We start from the raw sequence: 16,080 nt of genomic DNA, 5'->3' as shown, positions 1-16,080 counted from the left end.
GATCACGGACGATCGCCGGGGCTCGGGTCATGCACGGTCGCCGGGGCCCGGGTCACGGACGGTCGCCGGTGCCGACCCGGGCACCGGCGCCGAGGCCGTCAGCCGTGGCCCTCAGCCGTGGCCCGAAGCCCCGGCCGGCCGGGGCCCGCGCGCTGGTAGTGCCGGGCCGCGAGACCCCAGCAGATGCCGAAGACCAGCCAGTACGGCGACCACAGCAGCAGATCCCAACCGGCCTCGTAGCGCGCGAGATCCGCGGCGGGCGGGGGGACGGACACCGCGCCGGTCAGCAGCCGCAGGTCGTGGCAGAAGCCGTAGCCCAGCAGCCCGATCGCGCGCGACACCATGAACAGGCACCCCGCCCAGGAACCGGCGAGCAGCACCCCGCGACGGATCCCCCCGTGCGGCCGGAAGCGGCCCGACAGATGGAGCGCCGCCGCCATGCCGACCACCGCCAGCGCCACGGACGTCCAGTGCCCGAGAACCGCGTCCGCCGTGCGGTTCAGCAGGTCGTCCCGGGCGGCACGGGGCAGCGGCGTCTGCCGCATCAGGAACGTGCCGCCCAGTGCCCAGTCCAGCTTCATCGCACCGTAGGCGAACGCACAGCCGAAGGCCACGCCGGCCGCCGTCCGCCGCCCGCGGCCGCCGGTCAACGCCCCGCCCCGGTTGCCGGACGGTCCCGGTGCGGGCGCGTACGCAGCCCGTACGACACCGTCACCACGAGCCACGCCCCGAACTGGGCGCCCTCCCGCACGCATCCCAGGACCCCGCCCCGGCCGAGGCGGTCCCACGCGAAGTCCGTACGCCCGATGGTCGCCACCGCCCCCAGCGACAGCATCACCAGCGCCAGCGCCAGTGCGCAGCACAGCGCCCAGCGCGGGATCCGGGCTCCCCACCGCGTGACGGACGCCAGTGCCACCAGCGCCGCGAGCACACCGAGCGCGGCGTTGCCCGCCTGGGCGAGCCCGGCGTGTGCGAACTGCGCCTGTACGGCCGCGGGGGCGGGGTGGCCGGGCATGCCGGTCTCACCGCGCATCGCCATGTACACCTTCTGCGCCGTGTACACCAGCATCTCCGCCACCGCCACGCACGCGGCCAGCCGGACGAAGAGGCCCGCGGGCACCGGCCGGGCGGGCCTGAGCAGCTTGCGGCGGAAGAGGCCACCGCACATGTCCAGGGTCATGAACCCCATGCTGTCCGGCGCCGGTCGCGCCCACTTCCTGCCGAGGAACCATCGCCCTCCGCCGGGCGGGCGAGGACTGGCTCCGCCCCGCGGATTACGGGTGCCGCACCACGGGCCGCGCCGCCGCCCGCACCTGGCCGTACCTCACAGCAGGTCTTCGAGGGTGAGGGGCAGCTTGCGGATCCGGCGTCCGGTGGCGTGGTGGACGGCGTTGGCGATGGCCGCGGCGGCGCCCACCTGGCCGACCTCTCCGACGCCCTTGACGCCGAGCGGGTTGACGATCTCGTCCGCCACATCGACGAGTTCGACCTCCACCGACGGCGCGTCGGCGTGGACCGGAACGAGGTAGTCGCCCAGGCTGGAGGCGACCCAGCGGCCGCGGCGCGGATCCATGTAGTTGGCTTCCAGCAGCGCCTGGCCCAGTCCCCAGAGCATCCCGCCCATGAGCTGGCTGCGGGCCGTCTTGGGATTGAGGACCCGGCCGGGCGCGAAGGCGCCGACCATCCGGCGGACCCGGGCGATCCCGAGGCCGGGGTCCACGGCGACCTCGGCGAACTGGGCGCCGAACGTCATCATCCCGTAGCGGGTGCTCTCGGCCGACGGGGACCAGGAGCCGCCCGCCTCGACATCGGGGAGGAAGTTGCGGTGCAGCAGATCGGCGTAGCTCTCGCCGGTCCCGGCATCCGCATGCGGCATCATCCGACCGTCCCGTACGACGACGGCGCCGGGGTCCGCACCGTGCAGGGGCGACTGGGTGTCCGCGACGGCCAGCGCGACGAGCTGGTCGCGCAGTCGGGTCGCCGCGGTGTGCACGGCCGCGCTGATCATGCCCGCTCCCGAGGAGCCGACGGCGGCGGCGATGGTGGGCAGGGTGGTGTCACCGCCCTCGAAGCGGCAGCGCTCGACGGGCAGGCCGAGGGCGTCGGCGGCCACCTGCGTCATCACGGTGGCGACACCGGTGCCGAAGTCGGGCGTCGCGGCCTGCACCACGGCGGTGCCGTCGGAGTACAGGCGGGCCCGGGCGCGCTGCGGGTTGTTCGGACCGTAGACGGGGTATCCGGCGGTCGCCATGCCGTAGCCGATGAGCCACTTGCCGTCGCGGTGGGACCGGGGTTCGGGGTTGCGCCGGTGCCAGCCGAAGCGCTCGGCCCCGCGTGCGTAGCACTCCTTGAGCCCGCAGCTGGACCAGGGGTTGCCGGTGGTGGGGTCGGTGTCGCTGTAGTTGCGCAGGCGCAGTTCCACCGGATCGATGCCCAGCCGGTGGGCGAGGTCGTCCATCGTGCTCTCCAGCGCGAACATGCCGGAGGCCTCACCGGGGGCCCGCATGAAGGTCGGCGTCATGGTGTTGGCGCGGATCAGCCGGTAGACGCCCTCGTAGTTCGGGCAGGCGTAGATCTGGGACGCGACGCCGAGGGAGGGCTCGGCCCAGTCGTCGAAGTGCGAGGTGGGCGAGAGCTTGTGGTGGCGCAGCGCGGTGAGCCGGCCCTCCTTGTCCGCGCCCAGCGTGATGCGCTGCTCCTGTTCCTCCCGGTGGCCGACCGAGGTGAACATCTGCTCCCGGTTGAGGGTGAGCCTGACGGGGCGTCCGACCTGGCGGGCGGCGAACGCGGCCAGTGCCGGGTGCGCCCAGATCATCGCCTTGCAGCCGAAGCTGCCGCCGACGTAGTGCGAGACGACGCGCACCTTCGAGGGGGTCAGACCCAGCAGCGCCGCGACCGTGAGCTGGGTGGCCGTCACCCCCTGGGTGGCGTCGTAGAGGGTCAGCTGGTCGCCGTCCCAGGCCGCGGTGGTGGCCGACGGCTCGATGGGGTTGTGGTTGTTCGCGGCGTAGGTGTACGTGGCGTCGATGCGCACCTCGGCCCGCGCCAGCCCGCTCTCCACGTCGCCGCGCTCGCTGCGGCCCGGGACGAAGCCGGCGAAGATCGCCTCGGGCTCGTACGCCTCGTCGCGCCCCTGGTCGAGGGTGGTGACCGACGGCGTCTCCTCGTAGGAGACGCGGATCAACGCGCCCGCGTGCTGGGCGCGTTCGAGGGTGTCGGCGACGACGACGGCCACGGGCTGCCCCGTGTAGTGCACCACCTCGTCCTGGAGCGGGAAGAAGGTCTGCCCCGGAGCGGGCATCCCGGCGAGCGAGGGCATCAGCGGGGGCTGTCCGGCGGCCTTGGGCAGGTTCTCGTGGGTGAGGACGCTGAGCACCCCCTCGGCCTGCAGCGCCTCGGTGGTGTCGATCGCGGTGATCCGGCCGCTCGGTACGCGCGCGCCGACCAGGACGGCGTACGCCATGCCGGCCAGCAGCACGTCCCCGGAGTAGCGCGCGCCGCCGGTGACCTTGTGGCGGCCGTCGACGCGGTCGGTGGGCTGTCCGATCGCGAGGGTCGGTGTGCTCATGACGGGCTCTCCGGTCGGGTGAGGGTCTCCAGGACGCGGACGACGGTCCGCTGGGCCAGCTCGGCCTTGAAGGCGTTGAGCGGCACGGTGCGGGCGGCGGCGAGCTCCTCGCGGGCGGCCCGTGCGAAGGTCTCGGTGCGGGCGGGGGCGCCGCGCAGCATCTCCTCCGCGCGGCGGGCGCGCCAGGGCTTGGTGGCCACGCCGCCCAGGGCCAGCCGCACCTCGCCGATCATGCCGTCGTCCACGGTCACCGTGGCGGCGACGGAGGCCAGGGCGAACTCGTACGACTCGCGGTCGCGGACCTTCGTGTACAGGGAGGTGCGCGCCGCGGGCAGACCGGGAACCTCGATGCCCACCACCAGCTCGCCGTGCTCCAGCGGGTGTTCCAGGTGCGGGGTGTCGCCGGGCAGCAGGAAGAAGTCGTCGATCGGGTAGACCCGCCGGCCGCGCGGGCCCTCGGTATGGATGCGCGCGTCCAGAGCCACCAGCGGCACGGCGACGTCCGACGGGTGGGTGGCGATGCAGTGGTCGCTGACGCCGAGCACGGCGTGCCCGCGGTTGAAGCCGTCGAGGGCGCTGCAGCCACTGCCCGGATCGCGCTTGTTGCAGGGGGACGTCGCGTCGCGGAAGTAGCCGCAGCGCACGCGCTGCATCATGTTGCCGCCCATGCTGGCCATGTGGCGCAGCTGCGCGGAGGCGCCGAGTTCCAGCGCCTGCGCCACCATCGGGTAGCGCTCCCGTACGGCGGGCGCCGCGGCCACCTCGCTCATACGGGCCAGCGCGCCGATGTACAGGCCGCCGTCCGGCCGGTCCTCGATCTGGGTGAGCGGCAGATCGTTGATGTCCACGAGCCGGCGCGGCAGCAGCACGTTCTGCCGCAGCAGGTCGACCTCGGTGGTGCCGCCGGCCAGGAAGTCGCTGGTGGGGTCCGCGGCGACGGCGGCCACCGCGTCGGCGACGGCGGTGGCGCGGGAGTAGCTGATGGGCCGCACGGAGGTCTCCTCAGGTCTGGTCGCGGACCGCGCAGATGGCGGCCCGGATGTGCGGATAGGCGGCGCAGCGGCAGATGTTGCCGCTCATCCACTCGCGGATCTCGGCGTCGTCCGAGGCGTGGCCCTCCTTGAGCAGTGCGACCGCCGACATGATCTGACCGGGGGTGCAGTAACCGCACTGGAAGGCGTCGTGCTCGACGAAGGCGCGCTGCATGGCGTGCAGCTCGTCGCCCTCGGCCAGGCCTTCGACGGTCGACACCGCGCGGTCCTCGCAGGCGATCGCCAGCGTGAGGCAGGCCAGGACCCGGCGCCCGTCGACCCATACCGTGCAGGCGCCACAGGTGCCCTGGTCACAGCCCTTCTTCGCACCCGTCAGGGCCAGCCGCTCACGCAGTGCGTCCAGCAGGCTGACCCTGGGTTCGACTTCGCAGGTCCGGTCCTCGCCGTTGACGTTCAGGGTGATCTTCACCGGGTCGGGGCCGCGTTCCGGGAGTACGGCGGCCGCGGGCGCCCGGGACGGGCTGTGGGGAGCGGACACTGGCAGACCTCCTCTGGCTGGATCTTTCATCCTGTTTCATCCGGTTCGGGGCCGCGACCTGACGCCCGTGGTCGCGGCGGCGGACCACCGTCACCACCGAAAGCCGGCGCGGTGGGGGAGAGGCAGAATCGAAGCAAGGGGAGCCGCGGGTGTCCGGCCCGCGCCCTGCCCGCGCCGGGAAGCGACGCATGATGCCCGCAAGCCGTCACCTCCTCCCGGACCCCCCTGGCGAAAGGGAGGTCCGGCGATGACCACCGCCGACCCGTTCGGCCCCAAGGGCGACCAGCCGACTCCTGTGGCGGCGCAGCCGAGCGGGCTGCTGGATCTGCTCGGCGTCGCGGCGGTGCTGCTGGACGCCGAGGGCCGGATCGTGCTGTGGAGCCCGCAGGCCGAGGAGCTGTTCGGCTACACCGCCGAGGAGGCACTGGGCCGCTACGCGGCCCGGCTGCTGGTCCACGAGCGGCATCTGGACCTGGTGATCAGACTGTTCACCGAGGTGATGGGGACGGGCCGGGGCTGGGCCGGGGCCTTCCCCGTACGGCGCAAGGACGGCAGTACCCGCCTGGTGGAGTTCCGCAACATGCGGCTGCTGGACGACCGGGGGGACTTCTACGCCCTCGGCATCGCCACCGACGAGGCGGTCCTGCGCCAGGTGGAGCGGGATGTGGCGCTGTCCACGCGGCTGGTCGCACAGTCCCCGATCGGGCTGGCCGTCCTCGACACCGACCTGCGGTATCTGGCCGTCAACCCGGCGCTGGAGCGGATCAACGGCGTGTCCGCCCAGGACCACCTCGGCCGGTCGGTCCACGAGGTGCTGCCGTTCCTGGACGCCGAGGAGATCGAGGGCGCGCTGCGGCAGGTCCTGGAGACCGGCGACCCCCTGGTCGACCAGTACACCCTGGGGCGCACCCCCGCCGACCCCGAACACGACCACGCCTGGTCGGTCTCCTACTACCGGCTGGAGGACCCCGGCGGACGGGTGCTGGGGGTGGCCGGCCTGGTGGTGGACGTCACCGACCGCCACCGCGCGACCACCGAGGTGGCCCGCGCCCGGCGCCGCCTCGCCCTGCTCGCCGACGGCTCCGCCCGTATCGGCACCACGCTGGAGGTGGAGCGGACCGCCCGTGAGCTGGCCGACGTCGCCGTGCCCGAGCTCGCCGACGTGGCGGCCGTGGACATCCTGGACTCCGTCCTGGAGGACCGCCCGCCCCCGGACCCCGGCACCCGCCAGGAACACTTCTGGGCCCTCGCGGTCAAGGCCGCCTACCCCACCGAGGCGGTCCGTGCCGCCGACCCTCCGGGCCACTTCGCCAGCTACGGACCCGACCGGCTGGTCACCCGCTGCGTACGGACCGGCCGCCCCATCCTGATCCCCCACGTCGACGACCGGGAGCTGTCACATATCGCCCGGGACCCCGAGGCGGCCGCCCTGCTGGCCCGGGCCGGCATCCACACCTACCTCACGACGCCGCTGATCGCCCGCGGCGAGGTGCTGGGCGCGCTGGGGCTCACCCGCGCCCGCAACCCGCTGCCCTTCGACGAGGACGACCTCACGCTCGCCGGTGAACTGGCCGACCGGGCCGCGGTGTGCATCGACAACGCCCGCCTGTACCAAGGCCAGCGCGACGCCGCCCTCACCCTCCAGCGCAGCCTGCTGCCGGCCCGTCCGCCGCAGCCGTCGGGTCTGGAGATCGCCACCCGCTACCAGCCCGCCGGCACCACCAGCGAAGTCGGTGGCGACTGGTTCGACGTCATCCCCCTCGTGGCCGACAAGACCGCGCTCGTCGTGGGCGACGTGATGGGCAGCGGCATCAACGCCGCCACCACCATGGGCCGCCTGCGCACCGCCTCCTCCACCCTGGCCGACCTCGACATCCCGCCGACCGACGTGCTGCGGCACATCGACAAGATCACCGCCGGTCTGGACCAGTACGCCACCTGCGCCTACGCCGTCTACGATCCGCACCGCGCGGCCTGCCGCATCGCCGTCGCCGGACACCTGCCCCCCGTCCTGATGCGTGCCCGACGGCCGCCCGAACTGCTCGACCTGCCCACCGGTGTGCCGCTCGGGGTCGGTGGCGTCCCCTTCGAGTCCACCACCTTCGACCTGCACCCCGGCGACCAACTGGTGCTCTATACCGACGGGTTGGTCGAGAGCCGCCGGCACGCCATCGACGAGCGCCTGGACCTGCTGTGCCGCCTGCTCGCCACCCCCGACCCCACCTTGGAGGACACCTGCAACCGGCTCCTGGACACGCTCCGCGATCCGGACGACCACGACGACGTCGCGGTCCTCATCGCCCGGGTCCGGCCCTGGCCCTGACCCGCACCCGGCCCGGCCCCGCGCCACCGGCCGCCGAGCCGCGGATCATCCGGGGGGCCGGTCGTGCCGGGACGCGTCGTCGAGCACGCCGAGGCGTTCGAGCAGCAGCCCCTCCCGCGTGGACCAGGGGCAGATCTCGACGCTCGACACCCCGCAGGCCTCCATGAGGCTCTCGGCGATCAGCGCACCCGCCAGGGACTGCTCGGCCCGGTGCCGGGAGATGCCGGGCAGGGCGCCGCGCCGGTCCGGGGCGACATCGGCCAGCAGGCGGGTCGCCCCGCGCAGCTGGGGCAGGGTCAGCTGCCGCCCCGTTCGCCGCGGCTCACCGTGTGCGGCGCCGGCGAACCGCGCGAGCTGCTCGAAGGTCTTCGAGCAGGCGAGCACGCGCTCCCCTTGCGCCGCCCGCGGCACCCCGGGCTCCCGACTCAGGCAGTGCCGCAGATGCCGGCGGACCTCGGCCAGCCGCCGCCCGGAGGAGGCGATCCCGCCGGGCAGCCAGTCCCGGGTGATGCGGCGGGCGCCCAGCGGCAGCGAGCGGACCACACGGGGCTGGGCGTCCGTGCCAGAGGCGATCTCCACGGTGCCGCCGCCGATGTCCAGGACCAGCAAGGGGCCCACCGCGCAGTCCGTCCACTGGCGGGCCGCCACGTAGGCCAGCCGGGCCTCCTCCTCGCCGGGCAGCACCCGCAGCCAGGTGCCGGTCGTGCGGGCCACCCGCGCGATGACCTCCTCGCGGTTCGGGGCGTCCCGGATGACGGAGGTGGCGAACGCGAACACCTCCGGCAGGCGCAGATGCGGGTGCGGGTGCGCGGTGATCGCCTCGGCCACCGCGCGCTGCACGCTTTTGACCCCGGCCTTGCCCAGCCGCCCCTTCCGGTCGAGGGTCTCGTGGAGTCTGAGCCGCACCTTGTGGGAGAAGACCGGTTCCAGCACCGCCCCCGCTCGCCACCGCACCACGGTGAGCAGCGCACTGTGGCACCCGACGTCCAGTACACCCGCCTGCCGCATCCAGCCGCCTTCCCGGAAATTCCCGAATCCACCCCGCTCCGTAATCATGATGTCACTTATCGTGCTCACGTGCGCCGCGGTGCCGGATATTGATGAGCCGCACTGGATATCGATAAAGCGCACCCGTGGCAACTCGCAGGCAAATCGCAGGCGGGTCGCAAGCAACCTGCAGGTCTGCGGGTTCTTGGCCAGTGCTGTTTTCGGACATCTTTGCGCGCGGTGCGATCGCGGCGCGAAGAAGCATTTCCGGGCCGCGATCGACGAGTCGCACGAAGCAATTCCGGATCTGGTAAGTGCGGCGTGTGAAGCCCGCGGCAATTGGCGGGTTTGTGTCTTTCCTTTTCCGTGCCCCCTGATGCGCCCGGCGAGATCGGGCATGCGGGGATGCATGATGATCATGTTGGGTACCCGGCTGCCAGTGCGGCCCGTGGGAGAGGGCAAGGACGCGTGAAAGAACAATCACCGATATCGCTGACGGCATATCAGCGGGACATCTGGGTCGCTGGCCGCCAGGAACCGGAATCACCCCAGTTCAATTGTGTACTCCATGAGCGACTACAAGGTGACGTGGACCACGAAGTTCTCGTGGGCTGTGTTGAGCGCGCATTATCCCGCCACGAGAGTTTCCGGCTGCGCTTCGGCGAAAGCGCCGGCACGCCCCATCAGTGGGCTGCGCCCGAAGGTGTCCGGGTCGAGCGGCTCGACCTGACGCAAGAGCGCGAACCGGCCGCGGCGTGCGACGCGTGGATACGGCGATCGCTGTCCCGCGCCCTGCCGCTCATCGACCGGCCGATGGTCGAGGCGACCCTGCTCCTGGAGAGCCCGACCGTCACCCATCTGCACATCAAGGCGCACCACATCGTCGCCGACGGCTGGGCGGTCAACCTGCTGAGCCGGGAAATCCTGGAGGACTACGCCCGGGTGACCGGCGGCCGCGCGGACACCGGCCCCGCCCCGTCCTCCTACCTCGCCTTCGTCGAGGAGGAGGCCGCCTACCGGGCCGGCGCCGAAGCCGACCGCGACCGGGCCTTCCACCGCGAAGCCCTGGCCGGCGTGGAGCCGGCGCTGTTCACCCGCTCCGGAAGCACCGGCGAGCACTCCCGGCACTCCTTCGTGATCGAAGGCGCGCTCGTCGAGCGGATCCGCGCCGCCGGCTTCTCACCGTTCACCTACCTGGCCGCCATGTTCGGCAGCTATCTGACGCGGGTGCACCGCAGCGCCGAGGCCGTCCTCGGCATCCCCTTCCTCAACCGGCCCGACGAGCGGCACCGCGCGGTGCCCGGCCACTTCGCCAACACCCTGCCGCTGCGGGTCGCCGCACACGGCGGCCGGACCGTGCGGGAGGTGGTCGCCGAGACCCAGCGCGCGACCCGCGACCTGCAGCGCCACGAACGGCTCTCGCTCGGCGACGTGCTGCGCGAGCTGCCCACGTCCGCCGAGGGCCCGCGCCGGCTCTTCGACGTGCAGATCTCCTACATGCGCTGGCCCCGCCCGGACCAGATACCCGGCGTCGCCCGCGAGACGGCCATGATGGCCCCCGCGCACGAGCAGGACGCGCTCAGCGTCGTCGTCTCCGCCTTCGACGACACCGCCGACCTCCACATCGACCTGGAGTACGCCTGCGACGTCTTCGACCAGGACCTCCCGATCACCTCGGTCGCCGGTCACCTCAAGACGCTCGTCGCACAGGGCCTGGACGACCTGGACCGTCCGCTGTCCGACGTCGGCATGCTGGAGCCCGCCGAGTACGACGACCTCACCGCCGTACGCAGCCACGGCCCGCGGGTGCCCTACGCCCACCACGCCACCCTCCACGCGCTGTTCGAGGCGCAGGCCGCCCGGCGCCCCCGGCAGACCGCCGTCATCGGGGCCGCGGGGGAGACCCTGACCTACGCCGAACTCGACGAGCGGGCCAACCAGGTCGCGCGCGCCCTGCGGGCCGAGGGCGTCGGCCCGGACGACCGGGTCGCCCTCATGCTGGAGCGGGGGCCGCAGCTCCTGGCCGCCCTCCTCGGCGTCCTGAAGTCCGGTGGCGCCTATGTGCCCGTGGACCGCGGCTACCCCGCCGAACGCGTGGCGTTCCTGCTGGCGGACAGCCGCGCCAAGGTCGTGATCGTCGACGGCGACACCCCCGTCACCGAGGCCGCCGAGGGGACGACCGTACGGCGCATCGACGACCTGCTGCAGGGCAGCGGCGCCCCGCTGGAACCCGTCGCCACCTCCCGCGACCTGGCCTACGTCATCTACACCTCCGGTTCGACCGGCCGCCCCAAGGGCGTGATGGTGGAGCACCACAGCGTCGTCAACCGGCTCGCGTGGATGCAGCGCCGCTACCCGCTCGGCGAGCACGACGTCCTGCTGCAGAAGACGCCGGTCTCCTTCGACGTCTCCGTGTGGGAGCTGTTCTGGTGGGCGATCGAGGGCGCGAGCGTGGCGCTGCTGCCGCCCGGCGGCCAGCAGGACCCGCGCGAGATCCTGCGCACCATCCGTGAACAGCGGGTCAGCGTCGCGCACTTCGTCCCCTCGATGCTCGGCCCCTTCCTCGACCTGTTGCAGGAATCGCCCGAGGCCCGCGCGGGCGCCCGCTCCCTGCGCCAGGTCTTCTGCAGCGGTGAGGCCCTGCCGCCCGCCCGCGTCGAGCAGTTCCAGCGCGTCTTCGGCACCGACTACCCCGCGCGGCTGGCGAACCTCTACGGCCCGACCGAGGCGACCGTGGACGTCTCGTACCACGACTGCCCACCTGATCCCGCCCGGCCCGTCACCCGGGTCCCCATCGGCCGGCCGATCGACAACACCCGGCTGTACGTACTGGACGCCGACGGCCGGCCGCAGCCGGTGGGGGTCGCCGGTGAGCTGTGCATCGGCGGCGTCGGCGTGGCCCGGGGCTATCTGGACCGGCCCGAACTGACCGCCGAGAAGTTCCTGCGCGACCCGTTCGTGCCGGAGGGCCGCATGTACCGCACCGGCGACCTCGCGCGCTGGCTGTCGGACGGCAGCCTGGAGTACCTCGGACGGATGGACGGCCAGGTCAAGATCCGCGGCAACCGCGTGGAGCTGGGCGAGGTGGCGGCCGCACTCGGCTCGGTCCCCGGCATCCGCGACGCCCTCGTCGTGGACCGCACCACCGCCGCCCGCGGCACACACCTGGTCGGCTACTACGTCGCCGACACCGCGCACGACCCGGTCCGGCTGCGCGAGCACCTCGCCCGCACCCTGCCCGGCTTCATGGTCCCGGCGTACTTCCTGCCGATCGACGCCGTTCCGCTCACGCCCAACGGCAAGGCCGACCGCCGGGCACTGCCCGCGCCTCAGGACGGCCCGCACACCGAGGACCCCGCGGCGCGCGAGACGGCCCGTACCCCCGTCGAGGCCGCGCTGGCCCGGATCTGGGCCGGTGTACTGGGCCGGGAGACCGTCGGGGTGCACGACGACTACTTCGCGCTCGGCGGCGACTCGATCCTGATGCTCAAGGTGCGTGCCGCGGCCGAGGCCGAGGGCCTGCGCTTCTCGCTCACCGACCTCGTCCGCAACCCGACGGTCGCGCAACTGGCCGCCAGGACGGGCGAGGCCACCGGGCACGCGGGCGACGCCGCCCCCGCGCCCTTCGCCCTCGTCTCGCACGTGGACCGGGCCGGCCTCGAAGGCGCCGAGGACGCCTTCCCGCTGACCCGGCTCCAGCTCGGCCTGCTCTACCACAGCCGCCGCCACGAGACCTCCGCCACCTACAAGGACGTCTTCCAGTACACCCTCGAACTCCCTTGGGACGAGGGCGCGTTCCGCGCGGCGTTCCAGCGGCTGGTGGCGCGTCATCCGGCGCTGCGCTCCGCCTTCGCCCTGGCGGGCTTCTCCGAGCCGCTCCAGGTCGTCCACCCCGAGGCGCCCGGCGGCCTGGACGTCGCCGACCTGCGCTCCTTCGAACCCGGCGCCGCCGACGCCGAGATCCGCCGGCACATCGAGGAGCGCCGCCGGCACCCCTATGTCTTCGACCACGCGCCGCTGTACCTCTTCCGGGCCCATGTCCGGCCCGAATCCGTCGACCTGGTCCTCAGCTTCCACCACGCGCTCCTCGACGGCGGCAGCGTGGCCACCCTCGTCGGCGAACTCCTCCAGGACTATGCGCACGGCCTCGGCCTGGACACCGGCCCCGTCGACACCCCCCGGCTGCCCTCACCCGCCGCCCACGTACGCGACGAGCAGGAGGCTCTGCGCTCCGAGGAGACCCGGCGCTACTGGCGGCAGAAGCTGGCCGGCAGCGAGCCCCTGCAGATCGAGGCGTTCGGCCCGCACCTGGCGGACGGCGAGGGCGCCGAGCCCTCCGCGCGCCGGGTCGAGCTGCCCGACGCGCTCACGGAGCGGGTGCGGCACTTCGCGGCCGAACACACCGTGCCGGTCAAGTCCGTGCTCTTCGCCGCGCACTGCCTGACGCTGGCGATGCTCGCCGGCACCCGCGACATCACGACCGGACTGGTCACCCACGGGCGGCCCGAACTGGCGCACGCGGAGCGGATCGCCGGCCTCTTCCTCAACACCGTGCCGCTGCGCCTCGACGCCGACCACGACAGCTGGCTCGACGTGGTGCGCGAGGCCTTCCGACAGGAGCAGGACGGACACGACCACCGCCGCTACCCGCTCAGCGCCATCCAGGAGGACCACGGCGGCCCGGTCCTGGACACCGCCTTCAACTACGTCCACTTCCACCAGCTCGCCGAGATCCTCCACCTGCCGGGCCTGCGCCTGCGGGACTTCCGCACCTGGGAGGAGACCAACTTCCGCCTCCTGGTCAACGCCGTCACCGAACCGGACGGCGGGCGGGTCTGGCTGCGCATCGACTGCGACGGCCACACCTTCTCCGCCGACCAGGCCGACCTCTTCGCCGACGGGTACCTGAAGATCCTCCGGCAGATGGTGGAGGAGCCGCACACCGAGCCCGACTTCGCCTTCCTCGCCCGGCCCGCGGCCCTCGCCCGGCCCACCGCCCTGCCCACCGTCGTGACCCGCTTCGCCGACCAGGCCGCGCGCACCCCGCAGGCGACCGCCCTGGTCGCCGGCGAGGAGCGGTGGAGCTACCGGCGGCTCGACGAAGCCGCCGGGCACGTGGCCGGCCGGCTGCGCGCGCTGGGCGCCCCGTGCGAGGCCCGGATCGGCATCGCCATGGACCGGTCACCGCAGACCATCGCCGTGATCCTGGGCGTCATGCGGGCCGGCTGCGCGGTGCTGCCGCTCGACGTCGGCTACCCCGCGCAACGACTGGCCGCGATGCTGGAGCAGGCCGGGCCCTTCCGCGTCATCGCCCACGCCCCCTACGCCCACCTCGCGGGCGACCCCGCACTGGTGCTGCCCGCCGAATCGGTGACCGAGCCGTCCCCGGATTCCGAGGACGGACCGGCGGATGCCGCCTGGGGCCGGGACCTCACACCGGACAACACCGCGTATGTGCTGTTCACCTCCGGCTCCACGGGGCGGCCCAAGGGCGTCGCGATGCCGCACCGCTCGCTGGCCGCCCTGGTCGACTGGCAGATACAGGCCCCCAGTTCGGCCGCCGGCGGCGCGACCCTGCAGTACGCCCCGCTGAGCTTCGACGTCTCCTTCCAGGAGATCTTCTCCACCCTGTGCTCGGGCGGTGCGCTGCACCTGGTGAGCGACGGCGAGCGGCGCGACATGCCCGCACTGCTGCGCCGGATCGACACCGAGCGCATCGAGCGGGTCTTCCTGCCCTATGTGGCGCTCCAGCAACTCGCCGAGACCGCCGACGCGTTGGACATCACCCCGCGCGCCCTGCGGGTGCTGATCTCGTCCGGCGAGCAGCTGCGGGTGACCGGGGAGATCCGCCGGCTGTGCGCCGCACTCCCCGACGCCGTGCTGGAGAACCAGTACGGGCCGACCGAGACCCATGTCGCCACCGCCTTCACCATGGCCGGGGACCCGACCGCGTTCCCGGCGCTGCCGCCCATCGGATACGCCGTCGACGGCTCCGAGGTGCACGTCCTGGACGACCGCCTGCGCCCGGTCCCCGCCGGTGCGCGCGGCGAGGTCTACCTCGGCGGCGCCTGCCTGGCGCACGGCTACGAAGGCCGCCCCGACCTGACCAAGGAGCGTTTCGTCCCGCACCCGTTCGCCGACGAGGGGCAGGTCCTCTACCACACCGGCGACCTCGGCCTGGTGCTGTCCGACGGCGCCGTCGTCTACGCCGGACGCGCCGACGCGCAGGTCAAGGTCCGCGGCTTCCGCGTCGAGCCCGCCGAGGTGGAACTGGCCCTCACCGCCCTCGCCGAGCACTACCCGCCGCTGCGTGACGCCGCGGTCGTGGCACGGCAGCGCGAGAACGGCGACACCTTCCTCGCGGCGTTCCTCGTCGGCGACGGCGCCGAGGAGGACCTGCCCGGCATCCGGGAACGGCTGCAGTCCACGCTGCCCGAGCACATGGTGCCCTCGCATCTGCAGTGGACCGCGCGGCTGCCGCTGACGCCCAGCGGCAAACGGGACGACGCCGCGCTGCGCAAGGCACCGCTGACCACGACCGCCGGCCCCGACGACGTCGCGCCCCGCGACGACTACGAACGCGCGCTCGCCGAGATGATGGCGGACCTGCTGCACCTGCCGTCGGTCGGCATCCACACCGGCCTGTTCGACCTGGGCGGCACCTCGCTGACCGCGATGCGGCTGGTGGTGCAGATCGAGCAGCGCTACGGGGTGACCATCGCCCTGTCCGAGTTCATCGCGGCGCCGACCGTGGCCGGACTCGCGGCCCGGCTCCGCAACGGTGACGCGGTCGCCGCCTTCGACCCCCTGGTGCCGATCCGCCCCGACGGCGACCGCCCGCCGCTGTTCATGGTCCATCCCATGGGCGGCAACGTGCTGTGCTACGTCCGCTTCGCCCGTCATCTCCCGGCCGACCAGCCGCTGTACGCACTCCAGGCGGCGGGCGCGGACCCGGGCACCACGCCGCTGCTCCGCGTCCAGGAGCTCGCCGCCAGCTATGTGACCGCACTGCGCGAGGTGCAGCCGCACGGCCCGTACAGCATCGGCGGCTGGTCCTTCGGCGGCTTCGTGGCCTTCGAGATCGCCCGCCAGTTGCGCGCGGCGGGGGAGGAGATCAACCGACTGGTCCTGCTGGACACCACCGCGCTGAGCCCGGGGCCGCGCACGCAGCACGACGACGACGCCCTGCTGGGCTGGTTCTTCTGGGAACTGCTGTGGCTGGAGCGCGGCGGCGGCTCCCCGGTGGAGGCGATCCCGGCGGAACTGTCCACCGTGGAGGAGAAGTTCGACTTCATCGCCCAGCTGGCCGGCGAGGCCGGTGTGCTGCCGGCCGGCAGCTCGGGGGCCGTCATCCGCCGCCTCTTCCACGTCTACCAGGCGAACTGGCAGGCGGCCCTGGACTACCGGCCCCAGGACGAGCAGCTGGAGCCCACCCTGATCCGCGCCATGGAGCCGCTGCCGGACGTCCTCGCCGAGATGCACGGCGCCGCCCGGACCCGCCACCAGGACGCCCGCAACGGCTGGAGCACGATGACCGGCGGTCCGATCAACGTCGTCAGCGTCCCCGGCGACCACCTGACGATCATGGAGGAGCCGTACGTGGAACACGTGGCGAAGACCGTCGCCGACCTGATCCGGACCGACCGGTCCGCAGCCCGTGAGGAGAACTGAC

8 protein-coding genes are annotated in these 16,080 nt (G+C 73.1%); 2 read left to right on the top strand and 6 right to left on the bottom strand.

Going from position 1 to position 16,080, the window contains the following annotated elements; translation table 11 throughout:
* Window positions 1-98: 98 nt before the first annotated feature.
* From ACFWZH_RS09950 to ACFWZH_RS09930, 5 genes are all read right to left on the bottom strand, one after another.
* Window positions 99-725 carry a hypothetical protein gene (locus tag ACFWZH_RS09950; protein ID WP_384427598.1) on the bottom strand — a complete coding sequence of 209 codons (627 nt, stop codon included), beginning with the start codon at window positions 723-725 and terminating at the stop codon, window positions 99-101.
* On the bottom strand, window positions 647-1,180 hold the full coding sequence (locus ACFWZH_RS09945) for a hypothetical protein (RefSeq protein WP_384427596.1): 534 nt from the start codon (window positions 1,178-1,180) through the stop codon (window positions 647-649). The genes ACFWZH_RS09950 and ACFWZH_RS09945 overlap by 79 nt, the downstream gene beginning before the upstream one ends.
* Before the next feature lie 144 nt (window positions 1,181-1,324).
* Complete coding sequence (locus ACFWZH_RS09940) at window positions 1,325-3,568, bottom strand: xanthine dehydrogenase family protein molybdopterin-binding subunit (RefSeq protein ID WP_384427594.1); 2,244 nt, start codon at window positions 3,566-3,568, stop codon at window positions 1,325-1,327.
* Window positions 3,565-4,560, bottom strand: a complete 996-nt coding sequence (locus ACFWZH_RS09935; RefSeq protein ID WP_384427592.1) for an FAD binding domain-containing protein — start codon at window positions 4,558-4,560, stop codon at window positions 3,565-3,567. Before ACFWZH_RS09935 ends, ACFWZH_RS09940 begins: the two co-directional genes overlap by 4 nt.
* 10 nt (window positions 4,561-4,570) lie before the next feature.
* Window positions 4,571-5,098, bottom strand: coding sequence for a (2Fe-2S)-binding protein (locus tag ACFWZH_RS09930; protein WP_384427590.1), 528 nt, complete (start codon window positions 5,096-5,098; stop codon window positions 4,571-4,573).
* Between the two features lie 247 nt (window positions 5,099-5,345).
* Between ACFWZH_RS09930 and ACFWZH_RS09925 the strand changes: the two genes are divergently transcribed.
* A complete protein-coding gene (locus ACFWZH_RS09925) occupies window positions 5,346-7,421 on the top strand; it encodes a SpoIIE family protein phosphatase (protein WP_384427588.1) in 2,076 nt (691 codons plus the stop codon).
* Window positions 7,422-7,466: 45 nt separating this feature from the next.
* Here ACFWZH_RS09925 and ACFWZH_RS09920 read toward each other — a convergent pair whose 3' ends face one another.
* Window positions 7,467-8,429: a Ppx/GppA phosphatase family protein gene (locus ACFWZH_RS09920; protein WP_384427586.1), complete on the bottom strand. Its 963-nt coding sequence runs from the start codon at window positions 8,427-8,429 to the stop codon at window positions 7,467-7,469.
* Between the two features lie 471 nt (window positions 8,430-8,900).
* Between ACFWZH_RS09920 and ACFWZH_RS09915 the strand changes: the two genes are divergently transcribed.
* Window positions 8,901-16,079, top strand: coding sequence for an amino acid adenylation domain-containing protein (locus ACFWZH_RS09915; RefSeq protein ID WP_384427740.1), 7,179 nt, complete (start codon window positions 8,901-8,903; stop codon window positions 16,077-16,079).
* Window position 16,080: the final 1 nt, after the last annotated feature.

This window comes from Streptomyces sp. NPDC059008, from assembly GCF_042749045.1.
GTDB lineage: Bacteria > Actinomycetota > Actinomycetes > Streptomycetales > Streptomycetaceae > Streptomyces.
This window is presented reverse-complemented; position numbering and strand designations above follow the sequence as displayed.